The sequence below is a fragment of the Sphaerisporangium sp. NBC_01403 genome (genome assembly GCF_045040145.1).
Lineage (GTDB): Bacteria > Actinomycetota > Actinomycetes > Streptosporangiales > Streptosporangiaceae > Sphaerisporangium > Sphaerisporangium viridialbum.
Window position 1 is genome coordinate 2,121,170 of sequence record NZ_CP109534.1, and the last position, 15,666, is coordinate 2,136,835.

Here is a 15,666-nt window from a genome sequence, read left to right on the forward strand (position 1 = left end):
GTCAGGGCAGGGCGGGTGGGGGAGCGGTGCTGCCGCGCGGGGTCAGGCGGGCGGCGCTGTCCTCGAACCCCGCCACCAGGCCGCCCTCGATCAGCGACAGCAGCCGCTGGGCGGCGTGCGCCCCGTACGCCGGGATGTCGCGGGTCAGCGCGGTCAGCGGCGGCCTGACCACCTGCGACAGCGGCGAGTCGTCCCAGGCGACGATCGACAGGTCGCCCGGGACGTCCAGACGCATCTCCTGGGCCACCGACAGCCCCGCCACCGCCATGATGTCGTTGTCGTAGACCACGGCGGTGGGCCGGGAGGCCGAGCTGAGCAGCCGCCTGGTCGCGCGGGCCCCCTCCTCGCCGGTGTAGTCGGTGTGCACGGTGAGCGCCTCGGACAGGCCGAGCTCCGCGCAGACCGCGCCGAAGGCCTGGTCGCGGAGCACGGTGTGCACGAGCTTCGGCAGGCCGGCCACCCGGGCGATGCGGCGGTGGCCCAGCGCCGTGAGGTACTGCACGGTCTCGCGGACGGCCGCGCCGTCGTCGGACCAGACGGGCACCAGCGACCCCGACTCCGAGGGGTGGCCGAGCACCACCACCGGCATGCCGAGGGACTCCATCTCGCTCACGCGCGGGTCGGCGAAGTGCAGGTCGACCAGGATCGCGCCGTCGACGCGGCCCTCGCCCCACCAGCGGCGGTAGACCGCCATCTCCTCGTCGTGGTCGGTGACCACCTGGAGCATCAGGGCGTACGAGCGGGCGGAGAGCTCGCCCTCGATGCCGCTGATCAGCTCCATGAAGAACGGCTCGACGCCGAGGAAGCGGGCCGGGCGGCACAGGGCGAGCCCCACGGTGTTGGCCCTCGCGCCGTTCAGCGCCCGGGCGGCGCTGTTGGGCCGCCAGCCGATCTCGTCCGCGATGGCCAGGATGCGGGCCCGCGTGGACGCGGAGACCCCGGGCTGGCCGTTCAGGGCGTACGACACCGCGCCCTTGGAGACGCCCGCCCGCCTGGCGATGTCAGCGATCGTCGGTCGCTTCACAGGGCCCCCTCGCTGAACCGGTCTAGACCAAGCGCGACTGTCCGTACCTTACTATGCCGCCGCGCCGGAGTAATCGCTCACGGTGGCCGGCTGCCGGGCAGGGTGGCGTACGGAGCTGAACCGACGCATGGGAACGCGTCAAGGATCGGACTGGACGTCAGCGCCCCGTTGACACCCTTGACATACCGGTCGTAGTTTCACGTTACTTATCCGGTTCAGCGCCTTCCCGAAGGAGGGTCGAGTGTGAACGACGGTCCGGCGGTCGCGGCGGCCACCATTTCAGGAACGCACCTCGGCATCGCGCCGTCCGGCCTCAAGGGCTGACCTTCGAAGGAGAACCACGTGAGCATGTACCGTCCGCTGCACGACGGCTGGACCTTGACCGCCGTATCGGACGAGGTGGACATCGCCGGCATCCCGGCCACCGTCCCCGGCTGCGTGCACACCGACCTGCTCGCGGCCGGTCTCATCGACGATCCCTACCTTTCCGACAACGAGCACCGGCTCACCTGGATCGGCCGCACCACCTGGGCCTACGAGACGTCCTTCACCTGGCACGCGGGGGCGGGCGCGGACCGCGTCGACCTGGTCTGCGACGGCCTGGACACCGTGGCGACCGTGATCCTCAACGGCGCCGAGGTGGCGGCCACGGCCAACATGCACCGGTTCTACCGCTTCCCCGTGCGCGACCTGCTGCGCGAGGGCGAGAACACGCTCCAGGTGCGGTTCGGCTCGCCGTACGCCTACGCCGCGCGGCGGCGGGCGGAGCTCGGCGACCTGCCCGGCGCCTACGACGAGCCCTACCAGTTCATCCGCAAGATGGCGTGCAACTTCGGCTGGGACTGGGGGCCGACCCTGGTCACCTCCGGCATCTGGCGGCCGATCGGCCTGCACGCCTGGAGCGGCGCCCGCCTGTCCGCCGTACGCCCGGTGGTGACGCTCGACGGGCGCGACGGCCGCGTGGAGGCGCACGTCACGGTGGAGCGCCCGGCCGAGGTCCCCCTGGTCGTGACCGCGTCCGTGGCGGGCGCCCGCGCCGAGGCGCGGCTCGCGCCGGGGGAGCATGAGGCAGTACTGGAGCTGGCCGTGCCGGAGCCGGACCTGTGGTGGCCCCGGGGGTACGGCGGGCAGCCGCTCTACCCGCTGACCGTGCGCCTGAGCGAGGCCACCGAGGGCGGCGGGGTCCTGGACGAGTGGACCAGGGACGTCGGGTTCCGGTCGGTCCGGCTCGACCGGGAGGACGACGCCTTCACGATCGTCGTCAACGACGCGCCGGTCTTCGTCAGGGGGGCCAACTGGATCCCCGACGACTGCTTCCCCACGCGGATCACCCCCGAGAGGCTCGCCCAGCGGCTCGGGCAGGCGTGCGAGGCCAACCTGAACCTGCTGCGGGTCTGGGGCGGCGGCCTCTACGAGAGCACGGACTTCTACCACCTCTGCGACCGGCTCGGGCTGCTGGTCTGGCAGGACTTCCCCTTCGCCTGCGCGGCCTACCCCGAGGAGGAGCCCTTCGCCTCGGAGGTGGAGGCCGAGGCGCGTGACGCGATCGTGCGCCTTTCGCCCCACCCGAGCCTGGTGCTGTGGAACGGCAACAACGAGAACATCGAGGGCTTCGCCGACTGGGGCTGGCGCGACAGGCTCGACGGGCGGACGTGGGGCGCCGGGTTCTACTACGACCTGCTGCCCCGGCTGGTCGCCGAGCTGGACCCGGCCCGGCCGTACTGGGCGGGCAGCCCGTACTCCGGCGAGCCTGACGCGCCGCCCAACGACCCCGCCCGTGGCACCGTCCACATCTGGGACGTGTGGAACCGTGAGGACTACCTGCGCTACGGGGCGTACCGTCCCCGGTTCGTCGCGGAGTTCGGCTTCCAGGGCCCGCCCGCCTACGCCACGCTGCGCCGCGCCCTCGGCGACGACCCGCTGACCCCGGACTCTCCCGGCGTGCTGCACCACCAGAAGGCCCTCGACGGCAACGCCAAGCTGCTGCGCGGCCTCGGCGACCACCTGCCGGCGCCGGTGACGTTCGACGACTGGCACTACCTGACCCAGCTCAACCAGGCCCGCGCCATGGCCTTCGGCATCGAGCGCTTCCGCTCGCTCGCGCCGTACTGCATGGGCACGATCGTCTGGCAGCTCAACGACTGCTGGCCGGTGGTCTCGTGGGCGGCGGTCGACGGCGACGCCCGCCGCAAACCCCTGTGGTACGCGCTGCGCCGGGTCTACGCCGACCGGTTGCTGACCATCCAGGACTCCTCGGTGGTCGTGGTCAACGACGGCGCCGAGGCGTGGGCGGGCGAGCTGTCGGTGGTCCGCCGCGACCTGACCGGGGAGCCGCTGGCCGAGGGGACGTTCCCGGTCACCGTCCCCGCGCGCGGCACCCTGCCCGTACCCCTCCCCGGCGCGCTCACGACGGCCGCCGACCCCGCCAAGGAGGTGCTGACGGCTCGGCTCGGCGACCAGAGCGCCCTGAGGTTCTTCGCCGAGGACCCGGAGGTGGCCTTTCCCGAGGCGGAGTTCGACGTGGCGGCCGAGCCCATGCCCGGCGGGGTGCGGGTGACCGTGACCGCGCGGACGCTGGTGCGCGAGCTGGCGTTGTTCCCCGACCGGCTCGACCCCGCCGCCGAGGTGGACGACATGCTGATCACCCTGCTCCCGGGCTCCTCCGCCACCTTCCTCGTACGGGCCCCGGGGGGGCTGGACCTCGCCGCGCTGACCTCCTATCCGGTGCTGCGCTGCGTCAACGAGGCCCCTCATTCCCAGGGCTGAACCGATTAAGCACCTCCTGGATGCCCCGCCGCCCGGCGGAGCCACGCCGGAGGGGCCCGGCCTGATCGGGCGAAGCGGGTGGTTAGCACGCCTTCCACCCGTGGACGACTACTCTTGACGGGGCAGGCACACCTACGTGAGAGAGATCATGAAGACCTTCGAAGAGCTGTTCGCCGAGCTTTCGGACAAGGCGCGCACCCGCCCCGCGGGGTCGGGCACCGTCGCGGCCCTGGACGCCGGCGTCCATGCCATCGGCAAGAAGGTCGTGGAGGAGGCCGCCGAGAGCTGGATGGCGGCCGAGCACGAGTCCACCGACCGGGCGGCGGAGGAGATCTCCCAGCTCCTCTACCACGTGCAGGTTCTCATGATCGCCCGAGGCATCGGGCTCGACGAGGTCTACAAGCATCTGTAGGCCGGTCCTTCCGGCCTGCGCGACCGACCTCGTCCTCTCCGATCCGAAGGAATACCTACAAGCCATGCTCCGCCTCGCCGTACCCAACAAGGGCGCCCTCACAGAGGCCGCCCAGACCATCCTCAAGGAAGCGGGCTACCGCCCGCGCAAGGACTCCAAGGAGCTCGTGGTCGTCGACCCCGACAACTCCTGCGAGCTGTTCTTCCTGCGTCCCCGCGACATCGCCGTCTACGTCGGCGAGGGCACGCTGGACGTCGGCATCACCGGGCTCGACATGCTCTTCGACTCCGGTGCCCCCGCCGAGGAGATCATGCCGCTGGGGTTCGGCGTCTCCACCTTCCGATTCGCCGCCGGCGCCGGCAGGTTCTCCACGGTCAAGGACCTTGAGGGCATGCGCATCGCCACCTCCTACGCGGGCCTGCTCGGCAAGTACCTCGCCGAGATGGGCGTCGAGGCCAGGGTGATCAAGCTCGACGGCGCGGTGGAGACCGCGATCCGCCTCGGCGTCGCCGACGCCGTGGCCGACGTCGTCGAGACCGGCACCACCCTGCGCAACGTCGGCCTGGAGGTCTTCGGCGAGCCGATCGCCCACTCCCAGGCCGCTCTGATCAAGCAGGTGGGCGCCGTGGAGACCAACGGGGTCCAGCAGCTGATCAGGCGGTTGCAGGGCGTGCTGGTCGCCCGCGACTACGTCATGATCGACTACGACATCCGCGCCGAGCGCATCGACGAGGCCATCGCGATCACGCCGGGCATGGAGGGGCCCACGGTCTCCCCGCTGCACCGCGAGGGCTGGGTCGCCGTCCGCGCCATGGTGCCCCGCAAGGGCCACCAGCAGGTGATGGACCAACTCTGGGAGATCGGCGCCAAGGCGGTCCTGGCCACCGCCATCTTCGCCTGCCGCATCTGAGCTTCCACTCTCCGCCCACTTCCCTCCCATCGAAGGGGTCAAGGGGCGGCACGTCCTCACCGCCTTTCGAGGAGAGCGCTTGGCGGCGGCCGGGGGAGGGGGGAAGGTTGGCTTATGGGTGACTGGCGGCATGCCCGGCTGACCGCTCGGGTTTACGACTTCGGCGTCGAGCGTGAGCGGCTCGGCCGGATCGGCGGCAGACTGCTGTGGGGAGCGGACCTGGGGCGCTTCTACCGTAAGGTCGGCGGCCTGCGAACTCTGGTGGACGGTGGTCTGGTGCTCGATGTCCCCTGCGGGGGAGGCATCGCCCTGCGCGGCCTGCCGAAGGACGGTTCCTACCGCTATGTGGCGCTCGACCTGTCCCCGGTGATGCTGCGGCGGGCCCGGGCCAACGCGCGGCGACACCGGCTGCGGACGATCGGATTCGCGCAGGCGAACGTGATCGCGCTGCCGCATCGGGAGGGCTGCTTCGATCTGTGCCTCAGCTACTTCGGCCTGCACTGCTTTCCCGATCCGCCGGCGGCTCTCGCCGAGATGGCTCGCGTCCTGCGGCCGGGCGGGCGGCTGGAGGGAACCGCGGTCGTGCGCGGGGGCGGCCTGCGGCAGGACGTGGCGATCTCGCTGTTCCAGCGGAGCGGGACCTTCGGGACGGTGGGCACGGCCGTGGAGCTGGCGTCCTGGCTCGCCGCGGCCGGGCTTGACGAGATCAGCGTCGACCGTGACGGCGCGGTCGCGTTCTTCTCCGCGCGGCGCGCCCGTATGAGGGCGGGACGAGGCTGAGAGCAGGCCGGTGTCCTTGCGATTCGCCTGCCTGGCCGGATCGGCGTCGGGCAGCCGGTGGCGCGGCCTTGATCGTCGCGCCTGGTGTGCCTACTCGGTGCGCAGGCCCTCCGGCCGGGTCAGCCGCCACAGAGTCGGCAGGCTCAGCCCGGTGACCAGCAGCACCACGGCGGCGCCGAGCCCGGTCGACAGGCCGACCACCGACCAGTTGATGGAGGCCGGCATGCCGACCATGCGCTGCAGCACCATCCCGAGGCCCAGCCCGAAGACCGCCGCGAGGATCAGCCCTATCGCGACCGGTATGAGGGTCTGCCAGAGCACCGACCATGTCAGGGAGCTGCGCGGGGTGCCGACCGCGACCAGCATCGCCAGCAGCCGGCGTCGTTCACGCAACTGCTCCAGGGTTCCGACCAGCATGCTCGCGGCGATCAGAAGGAGGGTCACCACGATCCCGATGTAGAGGCCACGCCGGATGTTGGTGAACCTTTTCGCCTCCTCGGTGGCCGACAAGGTGCTGACCGACCCGAGCGGATCGATCTCCGCCACCGTGTTGCGCAGCCGCTCCAGCGCGTCGGGGTCATCGGGGTCGAGGCCGACGAACGCGGTGCTGGTGATCCCGGACAGGGCGGCCCAGTCGATGGCGCGCGGGGTGGCCAAGATGGTGTCGCGGAGGCTACCGGAGGGGTCTGTGCGTGCCGCGACGGTCCGGGTGCCGGATGGCAGCGTCCACGGTGAAGTCTCGGCCCCTACGGTCACTCGGGTGCCGGGGCGGAAGGCGTCATCCGGCGTCGCGTCGCCCGGTCTCGTCCGGGCGAGGAACACGTCGCCGTCGGAGCACTTGCCAAGGCCGGCGAACTCGGCCAGCGAGGTGCAGTCGCCGATGAGCACCTCGTCGAAGGAGGGCTGCCGTTCGGCGCCCGAGTCGACGGGGGATTCGGTCGTGACAGGCGCCACGAGCGTCCAGGTGGTGCCGGTCACCCCTGTGGTGGCGCGCAGGCGGGCCGCTGACCGCTCGGGATCGGGCGTGCTGGAAATCCATACCAGCGCCTGTGCCCGGGTGACGTCCTGCCCGGTCTGCTGGACGAATTGATCCCGCACCGGGGTGAACAGCATCTGCAGGCCGATGGTGCCCGCGACCGCGACCGCGATTCCGTTGACCAGGCGGGCCGACGTCGCGCTGTCGAGTTGCAGCCGGCGGATGGCGAGTTGCCAGCCCACCGGGCCGCCGCGCAGCCGCCGTACGGCAAGGTCGATCAGCCAGGGGAGCAGCGTGATCGCGCCGACCAGCAACAGTACGGCCCCGGCGGCGACCTGGTAGTCGGTGGCGCTGCCGCTCGCCGCGCTGAACCCGTCCGCCATCGGATAGAGCATGGCAAGGCCGGCTCCGGGCAGAAGCAGCCGCCACCAGAGCCGGCGGCGGGCCGGGGTCGCCCGCCGCGCCACGCCGAGAGGTTCGATGGCGACGCCCCGCAACGCCATCATGCTCACCACGACCGCGACCGCGGGCACCGCCAGCACGATCGCCATGACGAGCGGGAGAGCGGGACGCACGTCCCCGGCGTACACGCTGATGTCCCAGAGGGTGACCAGTGGCACCACCTGGCGACCGGCGAGGAACAGCGCGCCACCGGCGGCGAGGCCGAGCAGCGCGCCGACCATCGCCTCGCCGGCGGCGATTCGCCGGGTCATCCGCCGGTCGGCGCCGATCAGCCGGAGGGCGGCCAGCCGGCGGTCGCGGCGCTCACCGCCGAAGCGCACCGCGGCGCCGAGGAAGACCGCGATGGGCAGCAGGAGCACGACGAAAGCGATCACTACCAAGAGAGTGAGGGTCGGCCCCAGCGCTTCGCCAGGCGAGCCGTTGCCGCCGAACGCGTTGATCCGGCTCACCCGGTCGGCGGGAAGCACGTCGCGGTCGCTGCCCAGATAGAACGCGAGCTCACCGGGACCGGCGAGACCCTCGTCCGCGATCGTCCCGATGACGCGCGCGCCGCCCAGCCGGGGGGCGAACAGGCGACCGTCGGGCGAGTCGAGCAGCTCCTTCAACGCCGGTGAGACGATCACCTCGCCGGGCCGGGGAAGCACCGCGACGCCCGGCGGGGCCGGCGCCCGCGGACCCTCGGGGCGGAGGAGCCGTCCGCGCACCGGCTCGCCGCGGAAGGGCATGTCCATGCTCGCGACCAGGATGGTGTCGGCCGCCGCGGGGATCGGCTTGCCGAGCCGGAGTTCGTCACGGGCGTCGGTGCGTACGTGCCGGGCCTGCAGCGCGCCGGGCACCGCGGCGGCCAGCAGGAGCAGCGCCACGCCGATGCCCACGCCGACGGCGGTGAGCACCGCGCGCGTCCAGCCGTCACGGCCGCCGGCGAACGCCAGCCGGGCGCCGAGCAACATGTCCTTCATGCCCGCGAACCTGCTCGGAGCCGCACCGTCATCGGCCGCGCCCATGTGATCGACGCGCACGCTCACAGTGCCCTCTCCAGGTCGCGGGTGCGGCCGTCGCGGACCACGACCTCCCGGTGGGAGTAGCCCGCGACCCGCGGCTCGTGGGTCACCAGCACCACCGCGGCACGGGTGTCGCGTGCGGCCTCGGTCAGCAGCCGCATCACCCGTTCGCCGTTGAGCGAGTCGAGGGCGCCGGTCGGCTCGTCGGCGAAGATCACCTGTGGGCTGGTGACCAGGGCCCGGGCGACGGCCACGCGCTGCCCCTGGCCGCCGGAGACCTCGCCCGGCCGCTTGCCGGCCACGTCGCCCATCTCAAGCCGATCCAACCACTCGGCGGCCCGGCGCTCCGCGTCTCGGCGGCGGACCCGTTCCATACGCAGCGGAAGGGCCACGTTCTCCAGGCAGGTGAGTTCCGGCACGAGCTGACCGAACTGGAAGACGAAGCCGAACCGGGTGCGGCGCAGAGCGCTGCGCTCGGCGTCGGACATCGCCGACATGTCCCGGCCCTGATAGCGCACCCGCCCGGAGTCCGGCCGCACGATGCCGGCCAGGCAGTGCAGCAGAGTCGACTTCCCCGACCCGGACGGACCCATGATCGCGACGACCTCGCCGGCTCTCACGGCCAGCGAAGCACCGTCCAACGCGGGGGTCGGCCCGAAGGACTTGCGAAGGTCCTCGGCGACCAGCAACGGCGTCTCCGTCATCTCCGCACCTCCTTCGCCAGGTCGTCGAGCCGGGCGGACGTGAGTTCCAGCCAGCGCAGGTCGGCTTCGAGATGGAACAGCGCATGGTCGCAGATGAGTTGCTCCGCGAGGTCGCCGGAGGCCTTGCGGCTGGTGAGCTCGCGCATCAGCCGCAAATGCTCGGCGCGCTGCACGTCGAGCAGATCGGCCGCGGGACGGCCGGTCAGTACCGCCAGCACCACCTTGGTGTAGAGCGTGTTCTGCAGATACGGCTCTGGCTTCTCCGCGGACGCCAGCCACCGCTCCACGTCCGTGACCCCGGCCGTGGTGACCGCGTACCGCTTGCGCTCAGGCCCTTCGCCCGGCTCGATGCCGTCGAGCTCGACGAGGCCGTCCTTCAACAGCCGCGACAACGTGGCATAGACCTGGCCGAAATGGAGCGGCCGGGTATGGCCGAACCGGTCGTCGTACGCCCGCTTGAGGTCGTATCCGTGACGGGGACCCGACTCCAGGAGACCGAGGAACGTCTGTCCAATCGACATGCCAGCGACTATACACACCACGTATACCTTGAGTGTCTACTCATGGCCATGGGGTCCGGCGGGTTCGTAGCCGGCTGACCTCACCTGTCCGGAGACGGCGTCCCACTCCGGGCGAGGCGGGCGAGCACCTTCCTCGTGACGGCGCGGAAGTCCGATGACCGGGCGCCGGGCCGATGGCGGGAGTGCGCGGCCGGTGGATCGGCGACTTGGCCGCGCCGCTCCATCACCGGTTCTTGCTGAGCTCCTGCGCCAGCTTGAAAAATTCGGATTCGGAGTCGGTGAACTTCGTGATGCCCCTTTTCGGGTCGGTCGTCACGAAGAACAGCCAGGGGCCGGGGGCGGGGTTCAGGGCGGCCTTGATGGCGTCGTCACCCGGATTGCCAATGGGACCGGGCGGCAGGCCGGGGTGCGCGTAGGTGTTGTATTTTGACCGGCTCTTGAGATCCTCGTTCGAGGCCCTGATGCCGAACTTGTCCAGGCCGTACAGGACGGTGCTGTCCAGTTGCAGCCTCATCTCGGGCGTGCGGTTCAGCCGGTTGTAGATGACCCGCGCGACCTTGGGCATGTCGCGCCTGTCGCCCGACTCGGCCTGGACGATGCTGGCGATGGTCACGATCTCCCGTGGCGTACGGCCGGCACGCCTGGCGCCCTCCACCAGGCCGGCGTCCTCGGCGGCGCGATCGAAGCGTGTCACCATCGCGGCGAGAAGCGCCTCGGGGCTCGACTTGGGCGAGACCTCATAGGTCGCGGGGAAGACGAACCCTTCCAGCGCGTTTCCGGCGTAGGAAGGAAGGCCCAGCGACCTGCCGTCCTTGGCGGCACGCTCGAACTCCGCCACAGGCTTGCCCGTGGCGGTCGAAAGCTGCTCCAAGATCTGCGAGAGCCGCGCTCCTTCTCTCACCGTCAGAGCGATCCGCGCGTGTTCGGGCTCCACGAGCGCCTTGTCGGTACCCAGCCCGCTGGGGGTGGCCACCCGAGAGGAGAGCCGTTCGACCACGAGCGTGGATCCGACGGCCATCACGGCGACGGACGCGGCCGCCGCCAAGGCGAGGCCGCGGCGGTACGGCCGGGCCACGCGGACCCGGAGGAACCGGCCCGGCGGGGGCGGCTGTTCCTCCTGGGCCATGTCGGAAAGGGTCTCGCGCAACAGGTCCTCGATGCTCATCGCAACTCCCTCACGGTGCTCAGTTCGGGTGCGGCCTTCTTCAGGCGCTCCAGCGACCGGTAGATCTGGCTGCGGACCGACCCCACCCTGACACCGAGCAGCCGTGCGATCTCGGTCTCGGACAGGTCCTCGAAGTAGCGCAGCACGAGCATGGTCCGCTGCCGGGGCGTCAGCCGGGCGAGGGCCGCCCGCATCACCAGGCGAAGGTCCACGATCTCGGCATGCCCCTCGCCGATCTGGTCGGGCAGCCATCCGGTGGCCACTTCCGCGACGCGGGAACGTCGTCGCCACCAGCTCACCTGTTCGTGGTACATGACGCGGCGGACGTAACCCTCGATGGCCGCCGGGTCGCGCAGACCGCGCCACTTCGCGGCCGTCTTCGCCAGCGCCGACTGCACCAGGTCCTCGGCGGCGTGCCGGTCACCGGTCAGCAGGTAAGCGGTACGGAACAGGGCCCCTGATCGTTCGATGACGAACTCCCGGAAGTCCGCCTCAAATCCTGGATCCACCCGTCCTCCTTACTGTGTCATCAAGCAAGGACGTGGACAGGACGTCGATCTATGCCGCCATGGCCGTGGGTTCCGGTGAGGACGGGCCCTGGGCAGGACACTGGGTCCCTTTCGGTGGCTCACGGGCGAGTTCGTCTGTCGTTCGTCACCGTGGCGGCTGACTGACAGGGCGGGCGGTTGGGAAGTGTCCTGGTAGCCGCAGTGAGGGCTCTCGGCTGTTGTCGTGTTCCAGGAGGTGATCGGGATGCTCACCAGCATTCTCGGGGCGCGGCTGCGCTGGTATCTGGCCGACGGGTGGGTGTTCGACCCGGTCATCGTGGGGCCCGACGTCATCGAGTACACCTTGAAAGAGGGCCCGCACGCGGGACGGCACGCCATCCAGTGGATGTACTACCAGCGGGTGGCGCCGGGAATCGAGACCACGGCCTGGTACGAGGAGAGCGGCGCGCTCGTCCATGTCACGTGGTACCTGGAGACGCAGACGTCGCACCGCTTCGCGGCGATCCCGGCGTGGCTGGCCGCGGATTTCACCGTCTATCGCGGCGACAACCAGGACCCGGCGTTCGTCGAGAAGATCAGGGGGCTTGCGTCACAGGGTCAGGACTGGCCCCGGCGCATCCTGGACGACGACGGCTACTTCGAGGTGCTTTAGCGCTTGTCCGGGCGTTGCCACGGACCGTGACGAGGGGTACCAAGCCCGCCCGGCACCCCCTTGACGGCGCAAGCGAGTGTTGCCCGCCCGCCTGTAGCTCCTCTCCGGGGGCGAGGGATGTGGCCCGCTCGACGGCGCGAGCGAGTGTTGCTCGCCCAGCCTGTAGCTCGTCTCCCAGGGGCGAGGGACTGCCAGGGCGAAGGACCAAGGGCGGATGACAAATGTCATTGTCAACAGCGGATTCGCGGCACTGAGGATCTTGCTCGGCTTTCCCTACCGTTGAGGACATGAACGCCATAGCGCTTGCCGACGTGAGCAAGAGTTACGGTGAGGTGCACGCCGTGAACGGCCTGAGCCTCACCATGGAGCAAGGGCGCACCGTCGCCCTCCTCGGTCCGAACGGGGCGGGCAAGTCGACGACCATCAACATGTTGCTCGGGCTCATCCGGCCGACCGCCGGTGAGATCCGGGTCTTCGGCCGCTCCCCGGACGAGGCGGTCGCGCGCGGGGAGATCGGCGCGATGCTCCAGGAGGGGACACTGATCCCCGAGCTCACGGTGCGGGAGCTGATCGACTTCATCCGGCGCCTCTACCCGGCCCCGCTGCCGCTCGACCAGGTGCTCCAGATGGCCGATCTGACCGATCTGGCCTCCCGGCGTGCCGGCAAGCTGTCCGGCGGGCAGAGCCAGCGGGTGAGGTTCGCCCTGGCCATCGCGGGGGCGCCCAAGCTGCTCGTCCTCGACGAGCCGACCGCCGCGATGGACGTGGAGTCGCGCCGGGCCTTCTGGGGAAGCATGCGGACCTACGCGGCGCAGGGCCACACGGTCCTGTTCGCCACCCACTACCTCGAAGAGGCCGACGAGAACTCCGACCGCGTGATCGTCGTCGCCAGGGGCAAGGTCGTGGCCGACGGTACGGCCGCGCAGATCAAGGCGGGTGTCGGCGGGAGCGCGGTCGGGTTCTCGCTCGGCGGCCAGTCGGCGGCCGGGCTCGACGCGCTGCCGGGGGTCACCGGCGTCGAGATCGTCTCAGGCACGGTGACGCTGCGCACGGCCGACGTCGACGCCACCGTGGCCGCGCTCTACCGTAAGACCACGCTGGACGTGCGCGGTCTCCAGATCAACGGGGTCGATCTGGAGGACGCCTTCCTCGCCCTCACCCAGTCCGCGGAGGCCTGAGCCATGCTGAACTACGTCAAGCTCGAAGCCATCCGGATGCTGCGCAACAAGCGCTACATCATCTTCGTCGTGGCGTTTCCCGTCGGCTTCTACCTGCTCTACTCCAACCTCTGGGGTGGCCAGGTCGACGAGGCCACCGGGGTGCGGGCCAGCGTGATCCTCATGGTGTCGATGGCCGCGTACGGCGCGCTGGCCGCCTCCATCATGTCGACCGCCGTGCCGTGGTCGCAGGAGCGGCAGAGCGGCTGGCTGCGCCAGCTCCAGATCACCCCGCTGCCGAGCTGGATGATCATCGTCACCAAGCTGATCTCGTCGCTGCTCCTGGTGCTGCCCGCGCTGCTGCTGGTCGTCCTGGCCGCGGTGGTCACCCAGCACGTCTCGCTGACCGCCGGGCAGTGGGCCGCACTGATCCCGATCATGTGGGCCGGGACGATCCCGTTCGCCGCGCTCGGCCTCATCATCGGCTCGCTCGTACCGCCGGACACCGCCCAGCCGCTGGCGATCATCGGGATGTTCGGCCTCGCGCTGCTCGGCGGCCTGTGGTTCCCCGTCGACATGCTGCCCGCCACCATGCGTACCATCGCCCACGTGCTTCCCTCCTACGACTACGCCGACATCGGGTGGGAGATCGTCGCAGGCCACGCGCCGCCCGCGTCGGCGGTCGCCGGCATCCTCGGCTGGGCGGTCGCGCTGTGCGGCCTGGCGGTCTACGCCTACCGCAGGGCGACGGTACGGGGCTGACCGTGAGCCGTCTGGGCGAGATCTTCACCTTCGGCGGGACGGAGGAGAGGCCGTCCCGCTGGAGGCGCCTCATGGGCATGTCCTTCGGGCTGGTCTACCTGTTCTACCCGATCGCCGACATCACCTCGGGGAGCGTCACCGGCTTCAAGGCGTACGCGGAGGTCGCCGCGCTGGTGGCCTTCGTCGCGTCGTACATCGCCACCGTGATGAGCCCGAAGAACTACGGTCAGCCGGGCCGCTGGACGCTGCCGCTGCTCGGCCTGACGACGCTGATGGCGATCGTGTTCCCGTTCCTCTTCGGAGGCGGGTGGCTGGCGTTGCCGATCTACGTCACCGTCGTGATCAGCATGGCCCTGCCCCTGCGGGCGGCACTGGCGGGGATGGCCGGAATGGTCGCCGTCGTGCTCGTCGGCGGGCACTTCACCGGGGCCGACGGCGGTACCATCTCGCTTCTGGTGCTGCAGGTCATCACCCTCGGGGTGCTGTTCATGAGCGTGCGCAACACCCGGGTCCTGGTGGTCCAGCTCCATCAGGCCCAGGGCGAGGTGGCGCGGCTCGCGGCAGGTGAGGAACGCCTTCGCATCGCTCGCGACCTGCACGACCTGCTCGGGCACAGCCTGTCGCTGATCGTGCTCAAGAGCGAGCTGGCCGGGCGGCTCTCCGAGCAGGGCTCGCCCAGGGCGGCCGACGAGATCCGTGACATCGAGTCCGTGGCGCGGCTCGCCCTTCAGGAGGTGCGCGAGGCCGTCACCGGCTACCGCCAGCGCGGGCTGTCGGAGGAGCTGGACAACGCCCGCGCGGCGCTGGACGCCGCCGGGGTGGCCGTCACCGTCCGCATGGCGGGCACCCCGCTGCCCGACGTCCTCGACGGCCTGTTCGGCTGGGCCGTGCGCGAGGGGGTCACCAACGTCGTACGGCACGCCAGGGCGAGCAGGTGCGAGATCACCGTGTCGTACGACGACGGCGGGGCGGCCCTGGAGATCGCCGACAACGGGCCCCACGCCGGGCCGTACGAGGCGGGAAGCGGGCTGTGCGGGCTGGCCGAGCGCGTCGAGGCGGCGGGCGGCTCCGTGGACGCCGGGTCGCGTCCGGAGGGCGGCTTCCGCCTCTGGGTGCTGGTGCCGGTCGCCGTAGACTCACGGGCCTGACGTTCGGCCTTCGACAATTCAGGAGATTTGATGATCAGGGTCGTGCTCGCCGAGGACCAGGCGATGGTCCGGGGGGCGCTGGCCTCCCTGCTCGGCCTGGAGCCCGACATCGAGGTCGTCGGCGAGGCCGCCAACGGCGAGGAGGCCGTGGCCGTCGCGCTCTCGGCCCGGCCCGACATCGCACTGCTCGACATCGAGATGCCGGTGATGGACGGCATCGCGGCCGCGGCGCGGATCTGCCAGGAGGTGCCCGGCTGCCGCGTGATGATCCTCACGACCTTCGGCAGGCCCGGCTACCTCCGCAGGGCCATGGAAGCGGGCGCCTCGGCCTTCATGGTCAAGGACAGTCCCGCGAGGGAACTGGCCGCCGCCATCAGGCGCGTGCTCGCGGGGGAGCGGGTGATCGACCCCGCCCTGGCCGCCGCCGCGCTGAGCGCCGGGCCGAACCCGCTGTCCCAGCGCGAGCGGGACGTCCTCGGTGCCGCCGTCGACGGCTCTACGATCGGTGACATCGCCCTGCGCCTCCACCTGTCGGAGGGCACCGTCCGCAACTACCTCTCCTCCGCCATCCAGAAGACCCACGCCCGCAACCGCATCGAGGCCGTCCAGCGCGCCCAGTCCCAGGGCTGGCTCTGACCGTACGGGGTCCTCTACTGACCGGCCCCTCCTGGACAAGGCCTATGAGAGGCTGCATATTGCTCTCTGGCGTCGTCCACC

The 15,666-nt window shown here is 70.9% G+C and carries 15 protein-coding genes; 9 read left to right on the forward strand and 6 right to left on the reverse strand.

The window, feature by feature from the left end; all coding sequences use genetic code 11:
* Position 1: 1 nt before the first annotated feature.
* Complete coding sequence (locus tag OG589_RS09185; RefSeq protein ID WP_405147877.1) at positions 2–1,024, reverse strand: LacI family DNA-binding transcriptional regulator; 1,023 nt, start codon at positions 1,022–1,024, stop codon at positions 2–4.
* Between the two features lie 348 nt (positions 1,025–1,372).
* On the opposite strand from OG589_RS09185, the gene OG589_RS09190 reads away from it, so the two are divergent.
* The 4 genes from OG589_RS09190 (at position 1,373) to OG589_RS09205 (ending at position 5,892) form a co-directional block, all read left to right on the forward strand.
* A complete protein-coding gene (locus OG589_RS09190; RefSeq protein WP_405151996.1) occupies positions 1,373–3,790 on the forward strand; it encodes a glycosyl hydrolase 2 galactose-binding domain-containing protein in 2,418 nt (805 codons plus the stop codon).
* 148 nt (positions 3,791–3,938) lie between these two features.
* On the forward strand, positions 3,939–4,202 hold the full coding sequence (locus tag OG589_RS09195) for a phosphoribosyl-ATP diphosphatase (protein WP_248961442.1): 264 nt from the start codon (positions 3,939–3,941) through the stop codon (positions 4,200–4,202).
* Positions 4,203–4,266: 64 nt separating this feature from the next.
* Positions 4,267–5,112 (forward strand): ATP phosphoribosyltransferase, encoded by an 846-nt coding sequence (gene hisG / locus OG589_RS09200; RefSeq protein WP_405147878.1) that lies wholly within the window; start codon positions 4,267–4,269, stop codon positions 5,110–5,112.
* Positions 5,113–5,226: 114 nt separating this feature from the next.
* Positions 5,227–5,892, forward strand: a complete 666-nt coding sequence (locus tag OG589_RS09205) for a class I SAM-dependent methyltransferase (RefSeq protein WP_405147880.1) — start codon at positions 5,227–5,229, stop codon at positions 5,890–5,892.
* Between the two features lie 90 nt (positions 5,893–5,982).
* Here the strand turns inward: OG589_RS09205 and OG589_RS09210 are convergent, their stop codons facing one another.
* The 5 genes from OG589_RS09210 to OG589_RS09230 all read right to left on the reverse strand — a co-directional run bounded on the left by OG589_RS09210 (position 5,983) and on the right by OG589_RS09230 (position 11,230).
* Positions 5,983–8,355, reverse strand: coding sequence for an FtsX-like permease family protein (locus tag OG589_RS09210; protein WP_405147881.1), 2,373 nt, complete (start codon positions 8,353–8,355; stop codon positions 5,983–5,985).
* On the reverse strand, positions 8,352–9,035 hold the full coding sequence (locus tag OG589_RS09215) for an ABC transporter ATP-binding protein (RefSeq protein ID WP_405147882.1): 684 nt from the start codon (positions 9,033–9,035) through the stop codon (positions 8,352–8,354). The genes OG589_RS09210 and OG589_RS09215 overlap by 4 nt, the downstream gene beginning before the upstream one ends.
* Positions 9,032–9,556 carry a PadR family transcriptional regulator gene (locus tag OG589_RS09220; RefSeq protein WP_405147884.1) on the reverse strand — a complete coding sequence of 175 codons (525 nt, stop codon included), beginning with the start codon at positions 9,554–9,556 and terminating at the stop codon, positions 9,032–9,034. Before OG589_RS09220 ends, OG589_RS09215 begins: the two co-directional genes overlap by 4 nt.
* Before the next feature lie 223 nt (positions 9,557–9,779).
* Positions 9,780–10,721: an endolytic transglycosylase MltG gene (gene mltG / locus OG589_RS09225; RefSeq protein WP_405147885.1), complete on the reverse strand. Its 942-nt coding sequence runs from the start codon at positions 10,719–10,721 to the stop codon at positions 9,780–9,782.
* Complete coding sequence (locus OG589_RS09230) at positions 10,718–11,230, reverse strand: SigE family RNA polymerase sigma factor (protein ID WP_405147887.1); 513 nt, start codon at positions 11,228–11,230, stop codon at positions 10,718–10,720. Before OG589_RS09230 ends, mltG begins: the two co-directional genes overlap by 4 nt.
* A gap of 244 nt (positions 11,231–11,474) precedes the next feature.
* On the opposite strand from OG589_RS09230, the gene OG589_RS09235 reads away from it, so the two are divergent.
* The 5 genes from OG589_RS09235 to OG589_RS09255 all read left to right on the forward strand — a co-directional run bounded on the left by OG589_RS09235 (position 11,475) and on the right by OG589_RS09255 (position 15,585).
* Positions 11,475–11,882, forward strand: a complete 408-nt coding sequence (locus OG589_RS09235) for a phenolic acid decarboxylase (protein WP_405147888.1) — start codon at positions 11,475–11,477, stop codon at positions 11,880–11,882.
* A 287-nt stretch (positions 11,883–12,169) separates the two neighbouring features.
* The gene (locus tag OG589_RS09240) at positions 12,170–13,060 is read left to right on the forward strand and encodes an ABC transporter ATP-binding protein (RefSeq protein WP_405147890.1); all 891 of its coding nucleotides are present in this window, start codon (positions 12,170–12,172) and stop codon (positions 13,058–13,060) included.
* Positions 13,061–13,063: 3 nt separating this feature from the next.
* Positions 13,064–13,801: an ABC transporter permease gene (locus OG589_RS09245; RefSeq protein WP_405147892.1), complete on the forward strand. Its 738-nt coding sequence runs from the start codon at positions 13,064–13,066 to the stop codon at positions 13,799–13,801.
* 2 nt (positions 13,802–13,803) lie between these two features.
* Entirely contained in the window at positions 13,804–14,949 is a 1,146-nt protein-coding gene (locus tag OG589_RS09250) for a sensor histidine kinase (RefSeq protein ID WP_405147894.1), read from the forward strand.
* 30 nt (positions 14,950–14,979) lie between these two features.
* Entirely contained in the window at positions 14,980–15,585 is a 606-nt protein-coding gene (locus tag OG589_RS09255; protein ID WP_405147896.1) for a response regulator transcription factor, read from the forward strand.
* The last annotated feature ends 81 nt before the right edge of the window (positions 15,586–15,666 follow it).

Bases quoted from the DNA above. Each gene is read 5' to 3' on its own strand.
- OG589_RS09235 (WP_405147888.1), top strand. From the start codon at position 11,475: ATGCTCACCAGCATTCTCGGGGCGCGGCTGCGCTGGTATCTGGCCGAC.
- OG589_RS09245 (WP_405147892.1), top strand. From the start codon at position 13,064: ATGCTGAACTACGTCAAGCTCGAAGCCATCCGGATGCTGCGCAACAAG.
- OG589_RS09255 (WP_405147896.1), top strand. From the start codon at position 14,980: ATGATCAGGGTCGTGCTCGCCGAGGACCAGGCGATGGTCCGGGGGGCG.
- OG589_RS09195 (WP_248961442.1), top strand. From the start codon at position 3,939: ATGAAGACCTTCGAAGAGCTGTTCGCCGAGCTTTCGGACAAGGCGCGC.
- mltG (WP_405147885.1), bottom strand. From the start codon at position 10,721: ATGAGCATCGAGGACCTGTTGCGCGAGACCCTTTCCGACATGGCCCAG.
- OG589_RS09215 (WP_405147882.1), bottom strand. From the start codon at position 9,035: ATGACGGAGACGCCGTTGCTGGTCGCCGAGGACCTTCGCAAGTCCTTC.
- OG589_RS09205 (WP_405147880.1), top strand. From the start codon at position 5,227: ATGGGTGACTGGCGGCATGCCCGGCTGACCGCTCGGGTTTACGACTTC.
- hisG (WP_405147878.1), top strand. From the start codon at position 4,267: ATGCTCCGCCTCGCCGTACCCAACAAGGGCGCCCTCACAGAGGCCGCC.
- OG589_RS09190 (WP_405151996.1), top strand. From the start codon at position 1,373: ATGTACCGTCCGCTGCACGACGGCTGGACCTTGACCGCCGTATCGGAC.
- OG589_RS09220 (WP_405147884.1), bottom strand. From the start codon at position 9,556: ATGTCGATTGGACAGACGTTCCTCGGTCTCCTGGAGTCGGGTCCCCGT.
- OG589_RS09240 (WP_405147890.1), top strand. From the start codon at position 12,170: ATGAACGCCATAGCGCTTGCCGACGTGAGCAAGAGTTACGGTGAGGTG.